The sequence below is a fragment of the Blautia sp. OM07-19 genome (genome assembly GCF_003481595.1).
GTDB classification, from domain to species: Bacteria; Bacillota; Clostridia; order Lachnospirales; family Lachnospiraceae; genus Blautia_A; species Blautia_A intestinihominis.
This window is the reverse complement of the sequence record NZ_QULA01000001.1, coordinates 60,211-83,145: the sequence shown is the minus strand read 5'-3', so window position 1 is coordinate 83,145 and position 22,935 is coordinate 60,211. Positions and strand designations below refer to the sequence as shown.

General features: G+C 44.6%; 19 protein-coding genes and 1 pseudogene. 2 read left to right on the top strand and 18 right to left on the bottom strand.

Annotated features, from left to right (window positions below; translation table 11 throughout):
- Positions 1-3 precede the first annotated feature (3 nt).
- A complete protein-coding gene (locus DXC01_RS00360) occupies positions 4-231 on the bottom strand; it encodes a GGDEF domain-containing protein (RefSeq protein ID WP_158583600.1) in 228 nt (75 codons plus the stop codon).
- Positions 228-425, bottom strand: a complete 198-nt coding sequence (locus DXC01_RS00355; RefSeq protein ID WP_147399619.1) for a hypothetical protein — start codon at positions 423-425, stop codon at positions 228-230. The genes DXC01_RS00360 and DXC01_RS00355 overlap by 4 nt, the downstream gene beginning before the upstream one ends.
- A 148-nt stretch (positions 426-573) precedes the next feature.
- Between DXC01_RS00355 and DXC01_RS00350 the strand changes: the two are divergent.
- Positions 574-946 (top strand): annotated as a pseudogene (locus DXC01_RS00350) (IS1634 family transposase); the annotation flags it as partial.
- Positions 947-1,336: 390 nt separating this feature from the next.
- On the opposite strand, the gene DXC01_RS00345 reads toward DXC01_RS00350, so the two are convergent.
- The 15 genes from DXC01_RS00345 to DXC01_RS00275 form a co-directional block, all read right to left on the bottom strand.
- Complete coding sequence (locus tag DXC01_RS00345; protein ID WP_118697980.1) at positions 1,337-2,311, bottom strand: hypothetical protein; 975 nt, start codon at positions 2,309-2,311, stop codon at positions 1,337-1,339.
- A 119-nt stretch (positions 2,312-2,430) separates the two neighbouring features.
- Positions 2,431-3,309 (bottom strand): hypothetical protein, encoded by an 879-nt coding sequence (locus DXC01_RS00340; RefSeq protein WP_118697979.1) that lies wholly within the window; start codon positions 3,307-3,309, stop codon positions 2,431-2,433.
- Positions 3,310-3,518: 209 nt separating this feature from the next.
- Positions 3,519-4,526: a hypothetical protein gene (locus tag DXC01_RS00335; RefSeq protein WP_118697978.1), complete on the bottom strand. Its 1,008-nt coding sequence runs from the start codon at positions 4,524-4,526 to the stop codon at positions 3,519-3,521.
- Positions 4,523-5,206 (bottom strand): PilZ domain-containing protein, encoded by a 684-nt coding sequence (locus DXC01_RS00330; RefSeq protein WP_118697977.1) that lies wholly within the window; start codon positions 5,204-5,206, stop codon positions 4,523-4,525. Before DXC01_RS00330 ends, DXC01_RS00335 begins: the two co-directional genes overlap by 4 nt.
- A 27-nt stretch (positions 5,207-5,233) precedes the next feature.
- On the bottom strand, positions 5,234-5,866 hold the full coding sequence (locus tag DXC01_RS00325) for a signal peptidase I (protein WP_118697976.1): 633 nt from the start codon (positions 5,864-5,866) through the stop codon (positions 5,234-5,236).
- Positions 5,863-7,605 (bottom strand): DUF2357 domain-containing protein, encoded by a 1,743-nt coding sequence (locus tag DXC01_RS00320; RefSeq protein WP_118697975.1) that lies wholly within the window; start codon positions 7,603-7,605, stop codon positions 5,863-5,865. Before DXC01_RS00320 ends, DXC01_RS00325 begins: the two co-directional genes overlap by 4 nt.
- A 21-nt stretch (positions 7,606-7,626) precedes the next feature.
- Positions 7,627-9,282 carry a hypothetical protein gene (locus DXC01_RS00315; RefSeq protein ID WP_118252014.1) on the bottom strand — a complete coding sequence of 552 codons (1,656 nt, stop codon included), beginning with the start codon at positions 9,280-9,282 and terminating at the stop codon, positions 7,627-7,629.
- Positions 9,279-10,091 carry a signal peptidase I gene (locus DXC01_RS00310; protein ID WP_118697974.1) on the bottom strand — a complete coding sequence of 271 codons (813 nt, stop codon included), beginning with the start codon at positions 10,089-10,091 and terminating at the stop codon, positions 9,279-9,281. The genes DXC01_RS00315 and DXC01_RS00310 overlap by 4 nt, the downstream gene beginning before the upstream one ends.
- A 21-nt stretch (positions 10,092-10,112) precedes the next feature.
- On the bottom strand, positions 10,113-10,895 hold the full coding sequence (locus DXC01_RS00305; RefSeq protein ID WP_118697973.1) for a hypothetical protein: 783 nt from the start codon (positions 10,893-10,895) through the stop codon (positions 10,113-10,115).
- A 2-nt stretch (positions 10,896-10,897) separates the two neighbouring features.
- Positions 10,898-11,758: a hypothetical protein gene (locus DXC01_RS00300; RefSeq protein WP_118697972.1), complete on the bottom strand. Its 861-nt coding sequence runs from the start codon at positions 11,756-11,758 to the stop codon at positions 10,898-10,900.
- Complete coding sequence (locus tag DXC01_RS00295; protein WP_118697971.1) at positions 11,755-12,624, bottom strand: hypothetical protein; 870 nt, start codon at positions 12,622-12,624, stop codon at positions 11,755-11,757. Before DXC01_RS00295 ends, DXC01_RS00300 begins: the two co-directional genes overlap by 4 nt.
- Positions 12,625-12,642: 18 nt before the next feature.
- Positions 12,643-13,548: a hypothetical protein gene (locus DXC01_RS00290; RefSeq protein ID WP_147399618.1), complete on the bottom strand. Its 906-nt coding sequence runs from the start codon at positions 13,546-13,548 to the stop codon at positions 12,643-12,645.
- 200 nt (positions 13,549-13,748) lie between these two features.
- Entirely contained in the window at positions 13,749-16,637 is a 2,889-nt protein-coding gene (locus tag DXC01_RS00285; protein ID WP_158583599.1) for an Ig-like domain-containing protein, read from the bottom strand.
- Between the two features lie 201 nt (positions 16,638-16,838).
- Positions 16,839-17,948 carry a hypothetical protein gene (locus tag DXC01_RS00280; RefSeq protein ID WP_118697968.1) on the bottom strand — a complete coding sequence of 370 codons (1,110 nt, stop codon included), beginning with the start codon at positions 17,946-17,948 and terminating at the stop codon, positions 16,839-16,841.
- A 213-nt stretch (positions 17,949-18,161) separates the two neighbouring features.
- Entirely contained in the window at positions 18,162-19,958 is a 1,797-nt protein-coding gene (locus tag DXC01_RS00275) for an L-fucose isomerase (protein WP_118252022.1), read from the bottom strand.
- A gap of 214 nt (positions 19,959-20,172) precedes the next feature.
- On the opposite strand from DXC01_RS00275, the gene DXC01_RS00270 reads away from it, so the two are divergent.
- Positions 20,173-21,021 carry an AraC family transcriptional regulator gene (locus DXC01_RS00270; protein ID WP_118697967.1) on the top strand — a complete coding sequence of 283 codons (849 nt, stop codon included), beginning with the start codon at positions 20,173-20,175 and terminating at the stop codon, positions 21,019-21,021.
- A gap of 56 nt (positions 21,022-21,077) precedes the next feature.
- Here the strand turns inward: DXC01_RS00270 and recQ are convergent, their stop codons facing one another.
- Entirely contained in the window at positions 21,078-22,916 is a 1,839-nt protein-coding gene (gene recQ / locus DXC01_RS00265) for a DNA helicase RecQ (protein ID WP_118697966.1), read from the bottom strand.
- Positions 22,917-22,935 lie beyond the last annotated feature (19 nt).

The window sequence follows — 22,935 nt, the reverse complement described above, 5'->3', positions numbered from 1 at the left end:
CATTTATGCCGAAGATGTATTTTCTTTTATCCTCTTTTTGTCTTTATACATCTTCTCGTCAGCACAATGGATCAGCTCCGGCAGATTCTTTTTCTCTGCATCTGTCCAGGCGTATCCCATTGCAACAGAGATAGGAATGTCACTTTGTTCATCGGCAAATTCAATCTCCGCTCTGACTTGCCTTATGATTTCTTCCGTTTCTTCGGCTGTCTTGTTTTTCAGAATAATCACGAACTCATCACCGCCGATTCTGTAACACTGACCGTTCTGTTTCCAAGACCGGTCATCGTATCCATATAGGCCATTCTTGCATAGATCTCGACATTGGCATTCTCCTGAACCTGCTCATACATTACGATACAGGCTGCATTGATCAAAAATGCGATAACTGCCGAATCATTTCTTATTATACCATAGGCTCTCATTTTGAGTTTATTTTTTTCAAAAAAAGGGGATGTAAAAAAACTCGATTGAGTTTTTTCGCATCTCCCTTTTTGTACCTGTTGTGTATAAATGACTGAAATCATGCGCAAAGAAAGCGCACTTCCCCTCCCCCATAAATCCTGCGTTGGCAAGAAAGCCAAAAACGAGATTCGGAAAATGGCAGACAAAGCCTCCAACTATGCTACTCACAAAGCCATGACAAGAGAGGAATTAGGGGATTCCACGAAATGCGTGAAGATCATCAGCAAAGATAAGGACGGGGAAAAGATAAAACCTGTGGTAGAGATTGATAAAGAAAAAATCAACGAGGACCTGAATTATGCCGGATACAGCCTCATGGTCACCTCTGAACTGGATATGGAACCACTTCAAGTCTACCAAACCTACCATTGTTTATGGAAGATTGAAGAATCCTTCCGCATTACAAAGTCTTATTTGGATGCACGTCCGGTTTATGTGCAAAAAAAAGGAACAATCTATGGGCATTTTTTAATTTATGTAAGGCTTTGTGATCTTCCGGCATTAGCGCTATACTTTCCATACAATTTATCAGTGTCCGCAGTGCTGGATTTTCGTCCACAATTTTCATTGCTTTCACCTGGAGTTCACGATATTCTGGGTGATTCTTTTTCAGATACTTAGTCACCCATTTCTCCGCCGATTCCCATAGTGTACTTTGCTCCCACATGATATCCTGCTTCTTTCGCATATTGCATTTCTCCCTTCTGAAGTTCTCTTTTCAGTTACATGACTATACCAGAAGTCGGGGAAATAGCAATTCATCAGATGTACCGAAAATGCGTGGAGGAGATTGGGGATAGTAGACAATATGGGGATGTTGGGGTAAAAGAAAGGTCATGGCTTGTGCCATGGCCTTTCTAAAAGAACATATTTAATTTCCGCTTGCAACTCCGGCAAATTTTACTGTCACATCATAAGTAGACGGATCATCTTCAACAGATTTTCCGTTGACACAATCAGCGTCTGTTCCTTCCATCCAGATATACACATGAACGGCAATTCCATCATATCCTACATTTGTTGCAATTGCTTCTGAATTGGTCGGAATCGTAAAGTTCTCGCCATCCTTTGTTGCAGCCCAGTTTTTTGCACCAGTTATCCTTTGATCGGTATAATATCCGGTGTAAACATATGGATATGTAACTGTATCAAGTTTCGGCTTTCCGTTTACCTTCTGAATACTTGTCCATCCGGCCTTGGCAGTGCTGTCATTACCTTCGCCTGTTTCATTATCTTTTGCGTACACGATACGGAGCGTTTCTTCTCCAACAGGAGTTTTTCCGTCTGTCGCGACTGCCTGCGTAGTGATCGCAACACGCATGGAATCTGTAACCGTCTTGGAACCGTCCCCACCCTTTGCTGTAATTGTGACAGGAGCACCATCGCTAGCATCCAGATATACATCCGCCGTACCAGTCTCTGTAATCGTATAAACGATATAATCACTTTTTATAAATGCAAAATAATCCTTATCATAATTGCCCGGTATGGCATTTGCTCCTGTTGCAAAAGCTGGCTCAGAATAGTCGGTGACAAGACCTTGATTATTGAAGCTCTGACACACATACCAATTTTTCAGATCATCCGTAGAGGCCGGACTTAAAGTTGCTCCTTTGGAAGTTGCTTCCAGAGATTTCTGTTCTCCACCATGCTGTGCACCTTTTGACAATTCACCAATCTGAAGAATAAATCCATTGGTTGTAGCACTGATGGTAGATGTCGTTCCCTCTACTTTGTTGTTTGTCACAAACCAGGCATAAGTCGCTGATGATAATGCAACCGCGGTAACTACTACAGACAGACCTGCTGCTGCCAATTCCCTTTTTAATTGTTGTATATTCTTCATATTCTCACTCCTGACAGATAAAACATTTCAAAAAACAGAAGCCAGAAGATTCTGTTTTTTGAAATGTCCCCCACGCCACAACCGTGGGGACATATCTAATAATTAACGCAAATTATGTATTATGCGCCTGTTACATCGTTGTTGGTATTGACATCTTTATTATCTGTATTAACCGGAGTAGCTGTAAATGTGATTGTTACGCCACAACCTGTTAAGTCAGCAAGCTGATCTGTGTAAACATCATCGTCAGCACCATCATAATATACAAAAACATCAACTTTTCCGGATGTTTTTGCTGCAATTGCTGAATCAATTACACTATCAGAGTTATTCTTGGCAACACCCTGTCCGCTTATGGTCTGTGGATCAACATCAGTGCTAGTATATGTTTTAACCCAACCTGCTGTTTCATTGTTACCTTTCTGCCATACAACCCAACCATCTTCGCCTACAACCAGAACACGCATAGCATCCTCCAATTTAGAACCCTGAGTTGCATTAATCTGAACAGCAGAAACTTTTAAATCTTTGAAGGAACCAGCCTTATCATCACTTGTTCCGATGTAGAAAGTCTGCTGAATTGCGTATTTACCACTAACAGCTTCTGAAGCTTTTCCGTCTGTTCCGACTGTAAAACGTGAGCTAGCTAATTCAGTGGATGCATTTTTAGCAGAAGCATATGCAGATTCAAATTTTGCCTCTGTTCCACCAGTTATTGTACCAACAACCTGTGACGGATATAATTTAGTTTCTCCGGCAGGCTCAGTTAATGTTTTTGTTGTTCCTGAAGCAGCTGTTACAGTGACACTGTCAATTTTCAGGAATGGTGCATTTGACTGTGCACTGATATTTGTGGTTGTACCTTTAACCGTATTGTTACTTACAAACCAAGCATATGTACTTGATCCGAGCGCTACAGCGGCAACGCATACCATGGCAACAGCTGCTGCCATCTGTTTTTTCAGCGCTTTTACGCTGTTGTTTTTTGTTTCGTTCATGTCATTCTCTCCTTCGTACAGTTTTGGGAATTTCCTGCAGTTAGAATTCTTTTTTGTATTTAGATCAAACTCCCACCGGGCCCGGTTAGGAGAGTTTCCCTCTACCGTTTCCGGTGAGGCTTTCAGCTAACTACAAAATCGCTTCCCTGCCACGGGAATTCCCTCTGTAATATATATAATCGGTGGTTGTGGCGCCGGTTATAACGTTTTTATTTATTTCTTCTGGTCTTCCAGGTAACTTCCTTATCTGTGTAATAGCTGTCATTTGGAGCTTCATTACCGGCTGCATTGATCGGCTTGTCTCCGTTAAGGGTATCTTTGATATCCTGTATAAACTTCGACAGAAGACTGGTGTCATCGTCGAAGTCTGTGTCGATGTGCATGCTCATCTCCACACTGCCTCCGATAATAGAGTCTACACATTCCGAATCATCACCCTCCATCCAGATGACAATGGTATATTTATCAACATTTCCTACAAGGAAGCTATCTTCCTTATACTCGCATACGACATCGTCTGACAAGAAATTTGTGCAGTCTTTCTCAGGTTTTCCATCTTTTGCCGGTTCTGCATAGATCATTTTGTCTCCGTTTCGCCATACTGCGATACGGACAGCGTTCTCGGCTCCCTTGGAACAGGAATCCAGAGTGATCCTGGCCTTATAACTCAGGTCGATCTTTCCTGCATTTCTGACAAAATATGTATATGCCATATAGTTTTTACCATTGTGTGCACCTTCATGATCGTCCAGGTCATCTGGAAGATCTTCGATCGAAATATTCGTGGCATCTTTGACCATGGCTGCGGTAAGTCTCGCAGTTGCACCCTTGAAATCACCATTGTCAGCAATGCTGATACCTCTTCTGTACATTTCCAGACGGTCAAGGTTAATCGTGAAGTTACCCATTTTTTCCTGCATAAATGCGGCAGCAAACAAAACGCCGACTGTAACAAGCATTGCAAGCAGCGCAAGGCTCAGTTTATCCAGTCGGAGCAGAGCCGCACCGATCTGGCGCCGTTTCCTGTGAGGCCGGTACATACTGACGATCTTTTCCGGATCGACATCTCCGCCCTCCTGCTCCATCAGGGCTTCCAGTTCCTCAATTCGGATGATCTGGTCCGTCTTTGATTTTTTCTTTTTGAAAAAATGTCGTTTGTTCTTTTTTTCTGCCTTGTTTTCGAGCTTTTTTATCTTTTTTTCGGTTTTCTTTTTCACAGTTTATACCTTTTCTTTACATATGCCACGTAATCCTGCATATCCTGACATTCCTGCCGGTCTGCAAATCTTAACTGGATACCTGCTACGAAGCGGAACGGGCTGCCTTTCGGCATTTCCCTCGTCCAGCAGATGACTCCCACGACTTCTCTGGCAGGCTGTCCTTCGGCTGCCGTTCCAAGTCTTGGAAGGGTGAAGATACAGGACTCTCCTACTTCAAACCAACGGTTCATGTATACCGCAAGACCGTTGTTGGAGATATCCATGGTCTGTCCTTTTTCCTTATCCACTTCTCCCTCGGAATTCAGTTCCCAGGTATCCTGCATATAGGTAATCGGAAGCTCAACTTTCATACGGACATCCATACGTTTGATGAACTGTCTCTGTTCTGCCACACGTCTGACTTTGAGATAATGTCGGATTCCTTCTTTTACAACATCATCCACGTATCCGGCAAGAATGTTGCTTTCCTCTCCTTCGGTATATTTAAACAATAATTTCTGGCTTTCATCCGGCACAAGCCTCTTGCCGTCCACCATAGGTGCAGACACCAGAAATGCTGATTCATCTAATGCTTTGTTAAATGTGCAGAGCATATTGAACTGAGGCTCCTGCCCTACCGGTACGTCAAATGCAAGCTGCATTTTGGTACCTTTCTTCAGTTGTATACTTCCTGCCATGTTATTTTCCTCCTAATAAATCCTGTTTTATTGTTCTTTATCTGAAGAATTTTCTTTTTCTTTCTGTCTTTTTTCCTGGATCTCACGGATTGCTTCTCTGACCGCTGCCTCTTCCTCATCTTTGGCAATCTTACCTGCCAGTCTGATAGTCCGAACCAGATTACTGATGAGGATCACTGCGAGTGGTATGAGGATCACTGGTATGAAAACAAGCGGATTCGCTACCAGACGTGCGAGTTTTCCAAGTGCCAGGGACGACGCGACTACCTTTCCGATCAGAGCCTCGGAATCGGTTCCGTACTGGTCAGGGATATTGTTCGCATCTCCCTGTGTTGTGTATTTCCATTCCGTTCCATCCTCCTCTATTGCTATGACTCTGTGCGTATTTACAGCACCATCCAGCGCCGGGTCTGCGGAATAAAAGGAAATAACATCTCCGACCTGGATCTGTGACGGATCGGTTTTCTTTACAAGGATCAGGGTGTCTGTATCATAAGAAGGCCGCATACTTCCTGTCGTGATACGAAAGACCGTATACCCTCCAAGATTCGGAGCCTCCCCCTGTTTTGTAAAGACTACCAGGCACAGAACCACGACTGCCGCCGCAATGATCATTACGGAAATAATATTTATCAATGTCAGGAAAAATTTCTTTATCATGAGTTGCTGTCATCCTCGTCTGTGTTTTTGCGGTCACGGCGTTCCTGTAAACGCTTTACAATATAATGGGAAAGGCTGGCAGACTTTGCTTTTTGCAGGGCTTTCTGCATCGCTGCCTCGGCTTCTTCCTGCTTGCGTCTGGCTTCTTCGATCGCTTTGGCTGCCTCGCGCTGTGCTGCGGCAACGGCTGCCCGTGATTCTTTCTTTGATCTCGCTGCCGCGTCTGCTGCTTCTTTTCGGATCCTGTCGATTTCTTCTGATGCAGCTTTCTGTTTCTTTTCTTTTTCTTTGCGGGAGTTTTTTGCATCCTTTTCTGCTTTTTCTGCACGATCCAGTGCTGCTGTCAGCTCCCGTTCTTTCTCTTTTCGCACAGTGTCAAGTATCGTCTGGAGATTCTCGACAGAACGCTTTGCCTCTGCCTGCGCAATCTCTATTGAATTTTTCGCCTCAATATCTACTGCTGCCATCGCAGCTTCTGTTTCCTGGCGGACTTTCTGTTCGTTGTGGAGTTGTTCTTCCAGTTCTGCCCGCTCCTGCTCCATCTGCATTCTGGTCTGCTCCAGGAATTCCATCTGCTGGTTCAGGGAGTCCATCTGAAATTCCAGTTCTGAGAGGGAACGTTCCAGTTCTTCTCTTCGATTCGTTTCTTCTTCCAGTTTCGCCTCTGCATCCAGCTGCGCCTGTGTGACTTCCTCTACAAACACCTGTCGGATCTCAACATCCGGAATGTTTCTGTCCTCTACGATCTGTTCCTTGATCTCTTTGACAAATTTCGGCTTAACAGGTTCCCGCTTCTCTTTGGCAAGCTCTGTCACATTTCTCTGGTCAGATTCCAGAAGACTCTTGAATACGGTGTAATTTGTGATAAAGTTGATGTACATCTGCAGGAGATATTCTTCATCGAACTGTAACGCAGAATCCTGCTCCTCAATGGTATATCCTACTTCGTCATAGCTTTCAATGAACTGCCAGAGTCTGTAACAGGTGCGGTAATCCGGATCTTTCATCATAAGGTTGGTTCTCTGGATCGGGCTTCGCACCTTGGCACAGCCGTTCATGATATCGCAGAAAGAACTTGTCCGCAAAGTCCTTGACAGTCTTCGTACACGGTCGATCCTTTTGAAGAGGTCCATATGGTCGGTGTCGTTTTCGACATAGCTCTGGCGGTTTTTGATCGTCATTTCTACCCTATAGGAAATTTCTTCGTAAGCATCATCGATCTTACTCTCCATGCTCATGACGTTGCAGGTTTCGTCTCCTGTTGACCAGAAGATTACATCCGTTCGTTTGTCAACGAATGCAAAAAGCCGCTGAATCAGATGGTATACGAAACGGTTTTCATACAGATCATAGCTTTCTTCGGTCGTGACATTGAGGATCCTGGTCGGCTGGATCTCTCCTGCTGCATTTTCTGTGATGAACTGCGTATGCTGGCTTAAGTGCCGCACACTGTCAGCCGTAATCTTCTTGGCAAGTGCCACCGGTACTACTTCTTCTGAGGTGGCAATAAAACGACGTGGTTTATCCACAATGTTAAAAATAGCTTCGATTCCTTCCTCTACTACGGTGAGCCATTGCTCATCGATCACTTTGTGGAGAATCCTTTTTTTCTGCTCGAGGGTATTGTCACCTGCCTGAACCATCTCAAACAGATATTGGAAGTACCGGTCATCCTCAAGAGCCTCGCCAACCTGATTCGTATATTTCTCATATAAATCACTGATTGTTGTTTCTGCCATCGTTTTATCCCCTTACTGCGATTAATACAAATTCTGGATTCTTCTCAGATATGACTTGCTGTCTTCCATCTCTGCTTTTCCAAATGTTTTGTCAATGTAGTTGATCAGACCTGTGATCTCATCTCTTACAAAGGTAACGTTCATACTTTCAAATTTCTTGAGTACTTTACGTGCAATGATGTAGTCCATACCGCCAAGTTCTGTGCCACCGCAGGCAACATAGACCGGGATAAAGTCGTACATCTGCTTCATAATACGGTTTCCGAAAGAAAGCTTGAACCTGGTAACCAGGTAATTGTCCATCTTCTGCAGCTTCTCCAGGGATTCCTCGCTGATCGGATGTTCTGTTTTTGCTTTCTGGAACAGGTACTGAAGATGCTCTGCTGTGATATCGCAGCGAGGCTGAAGTTCACATTCAAAAGCATCTGCTCTTTCATTCAGCTCAATCGGCATAGCACGGTCATAAACCTTATCCGTGATCGTAAAGGTGGAGTCATCGTTGTTCGCGGTTCCGACAAACCAGGTAGCGGTGCTTACATGGATCTTGCCGCCTTCCATTTTGACAGGATCTCCCTCCCATGCCGTCGGCACAAGGTCAAGTACCCACTCATCCTCGTTCGGCATTTCCAGTACGGAAAGCATCTCTGCAAAATAATACTCGATACGTGCAAGGTTCATCTCGTCGAGTACGATCAGAGTCGGGTCCGGACGATAATTTGCCTCATACAGTGCACGGAGAAATTCTGTCTCATTAAATCTCTTTGAAAATTCGTTAAAATAACCAAGGATCTCTGTACGGTCACGATAGGACGGCTGTACAGATACGATCGTTGCCGGGTTTTCCATATATCGGCTGAAGGAATATGGAAGACTTGTTTTACCGGTACCGGAAATACCTTCGAGGATCAGAAGCTTACTTGCTGCCATACCTGCAACAAATCGCCGGATGATCTCAGGTGTATAATACAGTTTCATCTGGCTTGCGGCAAAAAGTCTGTAGCCCTCTACGAATTCTTCCAGTGTGATATCATTGTTATACTGCGGATACTGGAAAGCTGCATATTTCTGATCGACAAGTGTAAGTTTCGGGAAACGGTGTTCTACGGTTTCTCCCGGGTCAGAAGAAACTACTGCACGTACAACAGGTGCTTTCTTCGGATCGTCAGTTCCCGAGATGATCGCAGCAGCTCCTGCTTTTGCTGCCGCTCCCTGTACAGCCTTGCCTGGATCAGTAACGTTTCCAACACTTGGAATCACATCATCAGTCAGTGCAGAAGCTCCCATATATGGAATTCTCTCTGTGCCTCCCATGGCATTTACCTTGAGGGCAAGGATGCTGTTCTTCTCTTCCATCAGATCCAGCACCTGCTTGTTCAGTCTTCCGATTTCTCTGTACAATGCCGCATTGTCTGATTTGTCAGCCTTTAACTGGTAATTCAGAATCGCCCTGCGGATCAGAAGCAGAATGATCACGATCGGAATTGCCGCAAGAAGGATCATTAGCAGAACCGAAAGAACTTTGCCTACAATGCTCAGCGTCGGGAAGTAAGTTTTGAAAATCACAAAATATTCAAACCAGCCGGTAACGAACACTTTGGCAAAAGCCACCAGCCAGGTTACGATGTTGTAAACGACCTGTGAAAGAACCTCAAATGCAAACTTCAGGAATTCGCTCAAGACTCTGTACCCTCCTCTTTGGTCTGGTCATCGCCGGAATCGCTCTGACCCTGCTGTTTTCTGGCATCTGCAAGTTCTTTTTCTGCTTTGGCACGGATCGCTTCTGCTTCTTCACGCATTTTTCTTGCTTCTTCCAGTGCTGCTTTGGCTGCTTCTGCCTCATTCTGAGCTTCAGAAGGTTCCGGTCTCTGTGCTGCTGCTTTCTGTGCGGCCTCTTCCTGTGCGATTGCTGTTTCTCTGGCAGTCTCTACTGCAACTGCTTTTTTGAGGCGGATAGCGATCATGATCAGATTGTAAACCTGATAGATAAAGAACAAAAGCATCGGAAGTACGATCACGATCAAAAATCCCATGCTGCTGGAAAGGAAATCCATGACTTTTCCTGCCTTTGGCAGATCTCCGACATATTTACCTACAATATCACCATCGGAAATGATATGTGTATCTGCTATACCATTGTTGTTATCACCGAGTGTTGTATAGCTTCTTGCGTCTCCAACTGTATCGATTTTCTGGATACGGTGGGTATTCAGTGCATATTCGTTATCAATGATCGTATGGAAACAGATGATATCGCCTTCTTTGAGGGTGGATGTGTCACATTTTTTGATAAAGATCAGGTCTCCTGCACTGAATGTCGGTGCCATGGAATCTGATTTTACGACAAGCGGGGTATACCCCAGAAGGCTTGATACATTCTGATTGTCTCTTGTTGCTATTGTTGTGAAGGCATACAGCGCGGCTACCAGTATTACCAGCCACAGCAATACGCTGATCACAATTGTTCCCGTTTTCTTTAATGCTTTCATAGTTTCTTCTCCCTGGTTATTTTATTTATTTTGATCATCTGTTTTATCCCCGGTAAATCTCAGCCGGATTGAATAATCAGATCCTCTCAGTTCATCTGTACACGCCTCATCAGTTCCTTCCATCCAGATATGGACTGTTACTGCTTTGTCCACTCCTTCTTTCAGAGAAAACATGGCATTGTCTTCGTTTATGTGCATTGTGGAAGCTTCCGGAAGCCCGAATGTCTTTGCTGTACTTTCTGTGCTGCTTGCGCTTCCCATGCCCGGATCGTAATTCCATATCGTTCCGTCTGCGGAAAAAGCAATTCGCATGGATTCCGGCAGTGCTGCATTCTCTGACATGACCAGCGTTCCATCCTCTGCACCGGAGCTGCTGTTGGCACTTGTAAGGTGGACGACCATATCCTTGGCTGCCATAAAATGAAGCGTAAATTCAAGATATGCTCCGCTGGTGTTTTCGACTGTTGTGCCATTCTCATAGGTAAAAGTCTCATAATCGGTTGTTGTCACCGGTTCCAGCGGGGTTGTTTCCATGGAAAATCCCTTTTCCTGCTGGATCCTTGCCGCGATCTGCTCAAACGAAAGAGTCTTTACATACTGGTCGATCGTGCTGTGCGGATCAAGATCCATTCTCAGATCGGCATCTGTCACGATATCCAAACTCATGGTCTTTACTTTTGCCCTGTCCGCAATGGAAAACCAGGCTACCGTGGCTGCTGTAACTGCGACCAGCGCCAGCAGAACCAGCAAAACTGATGTATACAGCCTGCTTCGGACTGTTTTGTTGTTTTCTTTTTTGTTCATGCTCATGCCCCTTCCTGGCTAAGCACGCCATAAAATCCAAGCTGCAGGTCTACCGTACTGTACTGTATACTGTTGGAACAGTCCGGGTCGCAGCCTTCCAGATAAAAATAAATATCTACGGTATATATTTTGTTAAGCTGCATTGTCAGAAGCGCATTCTGCGGAACATCTACAGAATCGTCTGAAAAACTGATGGTATATCCATCTGCCAATACAGACGGGTCGGAAGCCGCCCGTACTGTCCCGTTTGTGTATGACAGTACCTGATTGTTCCCAAGTGTCTGCCCGTTAATGACTGTATTGTATGTCTGCTGACCTGATGCATTCTGACTTTCACTCAACTTAAAAATCACTTCTGAAGAATAATTCTCGTCAAATACAAGCCCAAGTCTTGCCGCATTCAGCATCTGACCGGATACTTTCTGTCCCAGAATGCCATCGCTCTGGTCCAGATACAGCTTCATCGTACTTCCATCGTCCATTCCTTCGCCAACCGCACGGATATAAACCCGTCCGTGGTAATAATATTCTTCATTCTGGACTCTTTCGAAAGAAGATGCCATTCCGGAATCTGTAAACGGTGAATAAACAAAGTTCTGAAGGTCATTTGTCGAAACCGGAATCAGATACTCTGCATCAGTCTTATTGACCTGCGTAATGGATGCCGGCTGTGAATCCCGAAAACTGCTGCCTCCTGTGCTGCTGAGCTGCAGTTCCAGATTTTCTTCATCGGTTCTTGCTGTTACAGTGTTGGTCGAAACTGCCCTGTTGGAAGTAAACCATGCATAAGTGAAAAATACCACTACAAACAAAATTAAAATGATTGTTACTGTCAGGAACCATGTCCTGAAACTACGCTTCATGGCTGTTCTCCCTTCTCACTTTCTTCCAGATCAACACCTGCAAAAGCAAGCTGTATCTCAGAATCTCTGTTCTGTACCGGGTTGGAACACTGTTCATCACAGCCCTCCAGATACAGCCAGTATTCTACGGAAGCCACTTCATCTGCATTTAACTGCACCAGAATCTGGCTTCCATCTTTGTATTCATTTTCGGCCTCGCCATTCTCTGCCATATAGGCTGTGATGTCCTGTGCCGGGTCATCTGCATAAGAAGCCTGTCCATTATCAGAAACAGAGGAAACAACTGTTGAGCTTCGTGGAACAGTCAGTACAGACTGTGCACCTGATGTGCTGCCCATTTCATCCAGTCTCCAGATAAAGGTACTGGTTCCCTCATGTGATGTGATTTTCATTCCAAGTCTCATTGCTGCCAGTGCCTGCGCATCGCTTCCAAGGCTCAGTTTCTCTCTGTCAAAATATACCTTACATGGTGCATTCTGGCATTGCAGATAAACCGTTCCATGCACTGCATCCTGATCTACTCTGCTGTCTGCATTGCTGTAAAGTACTGCAATTCCATTCTTGTTCTGAGCAGTCGATCTGTAAAAATGTTCCAGATTTTCTGTTGAAAGTGGTTTCAGTGAATCCGGATTTCCATTCAGAACCAGATCGCAGGTCTTGTCAAAAGGACCGCTCTCACTTGTCGATATCAGTAAAACGGTATCACCCTTACTCACAGTTCCTGCCATTGGAGTAACATTGGTGGAATTGATTCCTGTAAGTGTAAACCAGGCATATGTAGTACCGGTTGCTGCTGCCAGAAGAAGCAGAATCCACAGCACAGCTTTTGAAAATGATTTTTTTAACTGATCAACTTCTGTATTCAAAGCCTTGCCTCCTTATTTTCAGGATTCTTTTACGACTCCTGCAAAAGACACAGAAAGGTTCTTAAGTGTCTGGCTGCAAAGATTTCTGGTACAGTCCTCGTCACAGCCTTCCAGCCAGATATAGAGATCGATCTGTACCGGATCTCCTGCGGAACCATTCTTTCCGGTTGTTGTACATAATTTCAGTGAGCCTGACTTCAGACTGACAGTTCCTGTATTTTTGTCATATGTACAATAAGCCGCTGAGGTATATGGCGTAAAGGAGACGGTTGTTCCGTCTGTTTTGGTGCAGTCCAGTACATCTCCTTCCTTACCTGTTGCTGTATTGTATTCTGCCTCGGGGTTTTTCTTATCGCTGATTGCAAAAATATATTCTGCTTCTGTCGGCTGGTTCCTGCCTGCTTTGTGTACTACAAAACCTGCACGGATCGCGGAAGAAATCGGATTCTTCTCATCGCTATCCTCAAAGCCGATATCCGCAATATAAATATCGGTTGACTCCCCGTTGCTTTTAAGAAAAAGGCTTGTCTTGTAATAATCAGTATATGCACCCTTTCCAAACAGATTTGCCACCAGATTGGACTGGTTCTCGGTTCCATTGGTAAAGCCAAGTACTTTCTGGAAACCGCCGCTGATTCTGTTGGTAGAAACCGGATTCAGCTGTCCGGAAAAGCTGTCCAGGACTGCGGCTGAACCATAGGTGCCATTATATGAATTGCTGATCTGCAGGTTTACGCCTGCGCCTGCTGCCATACGGACTTTTGTTGTATGGCGGCTGGTATTATATATATACCAGGCATATGTTGCTGATGCGGCTGCAAGCAATGCGATAAGCAGCGCAACTGTGCCTGTTCTTAATTTGCCTTTGAGCTGTTTTTTGTCTGATTTATTTACCTGTTCCATAACATTGGAAATTATGGACACCTCCCCTTCTTTCTACATGATAATCCCATTTATACACTATAATAGCACATTGATTTCCATTCAGCAATGCGTCAAGGCTACAGATTTTCGCATTTGTAGCAACAAAATTGAAAATTTTATTTGTTTTCCCGTATAAGAGAAAGAAAGACCTGAGTTCCACTGCTGAACAGAACTCAGGTCTTTCTTTATTTTTTATTTGATTAATTAACTATTACTTTACATCTGACAGATTTTCTGCCGGATGTAACGGTGATTGTTGCTGTGCCTTTACTTCTGGCAGTGATCTGTCCTTTACTGTTTACAATGGCTATTTTGGTATTACTGGATTTATAAGTGATTTTTTCTCCGCTGGTCAGTGGCTGAAGGACCGGTTTGAGTGTTGCTTTTTGATTTCTTTTTAGTTTCAGAGAAGTGGCAACGCCTGTGATCTTCGTGGTTTTTACAGTTGTTTTCTGTACTGTCACAGTGATATTCTTCTTCAGTCCGCTTCTCAGTGCTATGGTTATTATGGCCTTTCCACTTCTGGTTCCTGCCTGGATCGTGCAGGTTCCGTTGCTTCTTCCGTAAACTTTTGCAATATTCGTATTGCTGGATTTCCAGGATACGATGGAATCTCCTTTTGCAAGTCCTGAAACTCTCAGAAGTGTTGTTTTCTGGCTGGTTTTCAGGAGGATGCTGCTTATGTTTACTTTTATGGATGGTTTCAGTTTATTTCCGTAATTTCTTGTCTCTGTTTTGCCACAGGTGCTGCATTTGTGGGTCTGTTTTGCCGGTGCCAGGGCAGTAGCCGCTGTTGTCGTTTTCCATGTTGTAAATTTATGTGCCACAACCGATACTTCCTGGTTCCTGGTTTTTCCGCATACCGTACAGGTAAATGTTTTTGTACCTTTCTTTGTACAGGTGCTTGCTGTTGTGATCTTTCCTTCATCCCAGGTGTGGTCTTTGAGTGGGGTCTCTTTCTGTTCTTTGAGGATCTTTCCACATACGGAGCAATGGCTTCCTTCTGTCTTTCCTGCTTTTGTACAGGTTGACTCTACAGCTGCGTCCTTGACTTCTTTATGCTCTGACAGTGGGATTTCTTCTGTTTTTGTTGCTCCGCATGCACTGCAGGTGTAGGTTTTTTCTCCTTTCCGGGTGCAGGTTGCTTCTTTTGTGATCTTTCCTTCATCCCAGGTGTGTGTATGTTCAACCTCAAGGGTCTTTGTGGCTCTGCAGACGTAAATTCTGCTCTGACTTGAGGAACTGTAGTACACAGAAATATATTCTCCTGCATCGTCCAGCGTCACACCCGATTTCTTATATATGTGTGTTGCAGAATATACCGACGCATCCGATGCTTCCTTGTCAAATTCCGGTGATTCTGAGGAATCGTATTTCTTTACTGCGGAATAGGTTCCGTCTTCTTTTGCGGTAAGTTTATAGATCTGGCTGGTGTCTGTAGAAATATTGGTTCTGTATACCCCCAGTTCGATGTTTTCTCCCTCCTTGACCTTCTGCGGAGAAATATACAGCGTATTATAGGAATCATAGTAATCATCCGAGATTTTGTACGGAACCTTAACTTCATCCAGCAGATGATTTTTGTCGGTTATGTTTTCCGGAAGTCCGGATGGATCTGCAGAGTTTACAAAGCATTTATCTGCTTCATTTATTTCCCATTCTCCTTTTACAGATACTCTGATCTTCTTTCCGGATTCTGCTGTTGCCCATACCTGTTTCGGCAGAATTGCTGCAACTTTTTTGATGCTTTCTATGTTATCCATCGTCTTATAAATAACATATTCTCTGGCATCTGCCGTCACACTCGTCACATAAGATGGCATTTCCTCTGTGATGTCCGCAAATCTGGTTGTATAACTGATCTGTGCCTCTGAACCTGTTGCTGCATCCTGAAGTCCCGTAATCTGCACCCGATAGCCGTCTGTATATCTGGAACCAGAATAATCAGAAGGCTGTACCATGTCGATCTCGACTCCTGATACTCTCAGTTTCCCGTTCTCCTTCGTGCATTCATAGGAATTTCCGGTGTTAAGGTTTGTGATCACTGCGGTTACTTTCGTGGAATCCGCAATTTTCAGTGTGTTTTTATTTATTCGTACGGACCAGGCACTTGAAGACGGTGACACCAGCCGGGACGGCATATATCCTGGTGCCGGAAACGCACTGAACGGCAGGTCTGAAGTATTTCCAGATGCTACATCTGCTCCGATTGCAATGCCTCCGGAGAATCCGTACTGAACATCTGACAGAGAAGCTTCGATCAATGCATATCTGTGTCCTGTTGTATCCCATGACTGGGATCTGAGAGAATATCCCTCGTTCATCCAGCCTGTGATAGCTCCCTGAGGAGTATATCCTCTCGCAAGAATGTTATGTCTGCACGGAGCGCCTGCATTCCACATCTCGTCACTCATATCAGCCGGCTTGCTGGAATCACTCACCCAATGGCTGAATTCAAAATTACGAACGAGAGCCTGCACCTGAAGAGAATCCGAATGTGTGGAACTATTCTTCAGTGAATTCAGACCTGACAGCCAGCGATAGAAATTTGTCATTGCTGTCATCGCTGTATGTGTATCCTGGGTCAGCACTCCTGCCGCATATGGCGCGGAAGTAGAGCACGGTTCCTGATACCATGTGGAACTGTCTGAATTTGAATAAGTTGCTCCGGCATATCTTGCCTTTGCATATTCATCAGCAACCTCTTTTAAGGTTCTGCTTTTGAACGGTTCCATTTCGTCTGCATCGTATACGATTGTGTCCCCGGAAGAAAAAAGTTCTCCTACGCCATCTGAAAATAAGCTTTCTTCTTCACTGACAGGTGATTCTTCGGTTTCTGTATTTGTTTCCTCCACGCCCGCTTCTGTGTCCTCTTCGGTCACTTCCACCTGTTCTTCATCATCTTCGGTTTCTGAGATTTCTGATTCTCCATCCCAGGCCACATCCGCTTCAGGAGTTTCTGATTCATCCGCTTCATCCATCTGCGTAAATTCATCTTCCCAGGTTACATCTTCTGCATAAACAACAATTCCTGCCTGTGATACAGTCAATGTAACTGCCAGCAAAATCCCTATTATTTTTTTCTTCATTTTCACCCCTCCTGATGTTCTTTTTATCATTTTATCGTATTTTTTTATTTTCGTAAATTTAATGACAGATTTTTTTATTTTCGACAACTTTCACAATCCCGATTTTTCACATTTGTAAAAATTTACGATAAATTTTTACATAAAAAGTATCCAACCAGAAAGTTTCTGATTGAGTGCCTGCCATTATACCTGGATAAATTTTCAGTTTCGTTTCATGAAATGATAAATTATAACTCCGACTGCTGCAAGTACCGCAATTCCAGCAATCCAGAGGAGGGGATTCTGGCTTTTGGAAGATTTGCTGGTGGTTACAGTCTGGCCTGAAGTCTGAACATCGTCCTTCTCTGGCTGTCCGGTGGTCTCTGGATCTGGTGCATCGGTTGACTCTGGGCTCTCTGTCGATGCCGGTGTATTTGTTGGCTCCGGAGTTTCCGTCGGTGCTGATGTCTCTGTCGGTACCGGTGTGTCGGTTGCCTCTGGTATATCAGTCACTTCCTGTGCTTCCGTTGGTGTAACTGAATCTGCTGCTCCTGTTACGGACGGTACTGCTGTCACCTGTGGATTCTCTGTCGTTGAAGGTGCTGTCGATGGTGTGGCAGTATTTTCGGAAATTGCTGCCGCTGTGCCGGAATTTTCCGGTACCGGTGTCATATCCAGCAATTCTGTCCCGTCAGAGTTCTCATAAGTACCATGTTCCTTCGCCCATTCTTCTGTCTTCTCAAGATCTACCCAGCCTTCCTGGTCGTCGATCGTTGTAACACCCCAGTGACTTCCATCGACAAGTTCTGCATCCTCTGTGATATGAAAAGTCTCTCCATTCTGGATATCACGAACTCCTGGAACTTCACCGTATTTGATTCCCGGACCCTGATAGAGTTTCTGACTTCCGTCCTCAGAGTAAGCTTTGACATCGTAATCTGCATTGTAATCCACATTGTCACTTCCTGCGATATACAGTTCGGAATCTATTGCTTCCTTGCGGGACTGTGCCGGCTTACAGTCATCGAGCGGCACGTATCCATGCATGCCATGGTATTCTGTATAGCCCCAGGTTCTGTTATTCTCCTTATCCTCTGTCTCGCCCTCGATATGTAAGGCTGTACCGTTCGGGATCTGACTGTCATTCAGCTTCGAAGAACTCAGATCCGGCAGAGAATATATGTCGATCCCTCCCGCTTTAGATTCTACGATCATGTAATAATCTGTCGTATAATCAGGATTTTGCTTCTCCTGCTGTACATCTGCCATAACATTTACGCTCATCAGGAATCCCATCAGAACGACCAGAAAACTCTTTATTATCTTTTTCATTTTATCTTCTCCTGTATGGTTTGGCTTTATCCACAAATTCTGTTTCTATCATACCATAGTGAAGTTCTAATGATAATCCTTTTTATCATAAAAAATGGGAATTTTTTCGACTTTTACAGGAAACTCTGTGGATAAAAAGGGACATCCCCGAAGAAATCCTCGGGGATGTCGTTTAATCATGGCATTTGATTAAAATCAGTTTAACAGTTTAATTTATTTATACAGAGGTCCGTAGTTCTTGCAAGCACGGAAGTCTGCACCTTCTTTATCCATTCCGAATGCATTCCATGCTGCCGGACGATAGATATCTTTTTCCGGAACGTTGTGCATGGATACCGGAATACGAAGCATTGAGCACATTGTGATCAGGTCAGCTCCGATATGTCCATAGGAGATAGCACCGTGGTTAGCTCCCCAGTTATTCATTACATCATAAGCTGTCTTGAACGGTCCTTCTTTGCCATCGCATCTTGGTGCGAACCATGTACATGGCCATGTGTAGTCTGTACGTTTCCAAAGTTTGTCAGATACTTCTTCCGGAAGGGCTACTGTCCATCCTTCTGCGATCTGCAGAACCGGTCCAAGTCCTTTAACAAGGTTCAGACGGATCATTGTTGCAGGCATCTGAGCTTTTGTTTCATAACGGCTGGAGTATCCGCCTCCACGGAAGTATCCGTTGTCAGCCATACACCATTCTGTGTTATCCATGATTGCTTTCTGGTCTTCTTCTGTGATATCCCACCACTGTTTCATAACAGCATTGCCGTTTTCGTCTTTTGCTTCGCCGTTAGCGTCAAGGCAGGCAGCACCGGAGTTGATCAGGTGAAGGAATCCGCCAGCTTCTTTGGCAACACCTTCAAGGTCATATCCTGTAGCTTTCTTAACTGCCTCAGGGCTCCAGTATGTACGAACGTCAGCAAAGATCTGAGCTCTGTTTGTAAGGAGTTTCATGAACATCATTCCAAGACCGTTGAGAACGTCGTTCTCTGTAGCAAGGATATACGGCTCACGAGCTCCGTTCCAGTCAAATGAAGTATTCAGCATTGCTTCTGCGAAGTCACCGTTCGGATAGAAGTCTGTCCACTGTCTCTGTCCCTGGAAACCAGCTGCCAGAGCGTTGTGTCCGATTGCTTCTTCAGAGAATGCAGGATCAAGGTTATCGCAGCCGTTCATCAGCTCTTTGATGATAACTGCCATCTTAACTACGAATTCAAACTGCTCTTCTTTCTTTTCTGGAGAGAACTGCAGTTCTTCCGGGTTCTTGTCCCAGCCGATCTTACATGTTTCTTTAGCCCATTTGAGAGCTTTTTCAAATTCTGCATGATCATAGATACCTTCTGTCATACGACGGATGATTTCTACCTCATCAACGGATTCAACACGCATTCCAAGATAGGATTCGATGAAATCGGAATCAATGATAGATCCGCCGATACCCATTGTAACGGAACCGATCTGCAGATAGGATTTTCCTCTCATGGAAGCTGCTGCAACTGCTGCACGTCCAAATCTGAGTAATTTTTCTTTAACGTCTTCCGGGATAGATGTATCATCAGCTTCCTGAACATCATGTCCATAGATACCGAATGCCGGAAGTCCCTTCTGTGCATGTGTAGCAAGAACGGATGCAAGATAAACTGCTCCAGGTCTCTCTGTTCCGTTGAATCCCCATACAGCTTTGATTGTCTGCGGATCCATATCCATTGTCTCTGCACCATAGCACCAGCAAGGTGTAACTGTAACTGTGATATCAACGCCTTCTTTGCGGAATTTATCAGCACATGCTGCACTCTCACCTACACGTCCGATTGTTGTATCAGCGATAACAACCTTAACCGGCTCACCGTTGGAATATTTTAAATTTTCTTCAAAAAGCTTTGCAGCGGACTTAGCCATGTTCATTGTCTGCTCTTCAAGAGATCCTCTTACGTCCAGGGCTCCTCTACGTCCATCAATTGTTGGTCTGATACCGATAACCGGATAGCTGCCTACTAATCTGCTCTTTGCCATGCTAAATTACCTCCATTATAAGTAATTGTCTATTGGGAGTTTCTGACAACAACTGTGAACAGTCCACAAAAAGCTCCCTTGTTTTCTATACTTCATAGTATACAATTGCCAAGGCATAATTACTTGTGTTATAATAGCAAAAAGTAGTACAATATTCACTTTTTTGACTGTGAATATGATTTTTTTGAAAAAAACATATAAGGAGGAGATTTTTTTGCACGATCTGGACCGTAACGAAGACCGCCTGAGGGGAACTTATGAATTCCCGTTTGAATTCCATCATATAGAACCCAGCCATCCCCGCTATGTCATGTCCTATCACTGGCATGTCGAATATGAGATCATACGCATCCTGAAGGGTTCTCTCTCTGTCACTTTAGACGAAAAAAGCTTCACAGCAACAGCGGGAGATATCATTTTTATACACAGCGGCATCCTGCACAGCGGGATTCCCGAGGATTGTGTGTATCAGTGTATTGTTTTTGACGGAAATACTTTTCTGAAATATAATTCTGTCTGTTCAACCTATATGCAGAAAATTATTCATCAGGAAATCCTTATTTATCATCATTTCACCCCGGCATCTGAAGAAATCTGTGCCACTGTGAACAGTATTTTTGATGCTCTCTGGATGCGGCCATCCGGATATGAAATGACCGTTATTGGACAATTTTACCACTTTTTCGGTATTGTTTTTGGCAATCATTACTACCTGGAAAGCGTTACCAGAACGCGGCGTGATTACAAGCGTATCCTGCAGCTGAAACAGGTACTTGACTTTATCGAACACAACTATGCCTCCCCCCTTACTCTTCAGCAGCTTTCCTCTTCCGTATCCATGTCGCCGAAGTATTTCTGCAGATTTTTCTCTGAGATGACACATCAGACGCCGATGGATTATCTGAACCATCAGAGGATCGAGCAGGCGTGTTATCAGTTGTCGACTACGGATGATTCGATCACGGAGATCGCTTATCGGAATGGGTTCAATGATCTGAGCTACTTTATTCGAACATTCAAGAAGTACAAGGGGATGACGCCTGGGAAATATAAGCGTTCCTAACTCTATCTCATGATGTAACAAAACTCAGGGCACATAATAACCCTGAGTTTTACATTTTATATGAGTTCTTTTATCCTGATTTCGAATTCTTTGCCGTACTTCTCATATTTATGTTCTCCAACTCCCGTTACCTGGAGCATTCTTTCCTTATCTACTGGCTTCAGGATACACATGTGGATCAGTGTCTTGTCTGAAAATACCATATACGGCGGGATCTTCTCCCGGCGGGCGATCTCGGTGCGGAGTTCACGGAGTTTCTGGAAAAGCGGCTGGTCTTCTTCGGTGAGTCCGCTGACCGGTGCTTTGCGTTTCCGGGATAGCTTTTCTTTTGGTTTCTTTTCCTGTTCTTTTGGAAGTTTCATCTGTATCGTACTGTCCTGCGCCAAAAGTTCACCGATCCGCGGGCCAAACTTCACGATCGTATAGCCGTCGTCTGAGAGCCGCAGGTAATCCTGCACCAGAAGTTCGTTGAAGATCTGGCGCAGACGATAGGCCGGGACTTTGGAGAGTTTTCCATAGGAAGGATTTTCTTCCATATGGTATTGTCGGATCTTGGCAGTATTTGCGCCGTGCAAGGTGTCCAGGATCACATTCACACCGTATCTCTGATGACTGCTGTTGATGCACTCCGCGATTGCTTTTGCCTCTTCGGTGACATCTTTTTCTTCGAATTCTGTCAGGCAGTTGGAACAGTTTCCGCAGTAGGCTGCACCGTATTCTCCGAAATATCTCAGAATATAGGACCGCAGACAGTCATGTGTGAAGCAGTAAAAAGTCATCTGCCGCAGTCGCTCTTCATCGCGCTGCATGACCAGTTCCTGTGTAGCATCATCCAGTTCCTCATTGTCCTGATTATTTTCAATGAAAAAGCGATTTGTGATTACATCCTGTCCACTGTACAGAAGGATGCATTTTGACGGCTCTCCGTCACGTCCTGCCCTTCCTGCCTCCTGGTAATAACTTTCCATGTTTTTCGGCATATTGTAGTGGATGACGTAGCGGACATCCGGCTTATCGATTCCCATTCCGAACGCATTTGTCGCCACCATGATCGGACTGCGGTCATAGATAAAATCATCCTGATTGATGCGTCGTTCTTCATCGGAAAGTCCGGCATGATAACGCGTCGCGCGGAATCCGTCCCGGATCAGTTTCCCACAGACTTCTTCCACCAGTTTTCTGGTCAGGCAGTAGATGATCCCGCTCTCGTCCGGGTGCTGCTCTATGTAATTCTTCACTTCTGCGTATTTATCTTTCGGTGATTCTACCTGAAAAAAGAGATTGCTCCTGTCAAATCCAGTAGTCACGACATAAGGTGTCTTAAGCATAAGGATATTCTGGATATCATCCCTGACTTCTTTCGTTGCAGTCGCCGTAAATGCTGCCACGACCGGGCGCTTCGGAAGTTTCTCAATAAATTCTGTGATCTTGAGATAACTTGGCCGGAAATCCTGTCCCCACTGTGAAACGCAGTGTGCCTCATCCACAGCAACCATCGCGATATCTGCATTCACCGCAAATGAAAGGAACGAATCTGTCAGAAGCCGCTCCGGTGCCACGTAGATGATCGGATATCTTCCCTCTACTGCCAGTGACAAAGCCTTGTAATACTGTCCCTGCGTCAGTGAACTGTTGAGATATGCCGCGTGGACACCCGCCTCATTCAACGCCCGCACCTGATCTTTCATGAGAGAGATCAGCGGGGAAATGACCAGCGTGATCCCCGGAAAGATCAATGCCGGGATCTGATAGCACAAAGATTTCCCTGCACCTGTCGGCATCACGCCAAGCACATCCCTGCCGGAAAGCAGTTCGTCAATCACCTGTTCCTGTCCTTCACGGAAGGTATCATATCCAAAATATCTTTTTAAAATGTCGTACTTCTCGTCTGTCATCCAAAACCTGCTTTCCTGA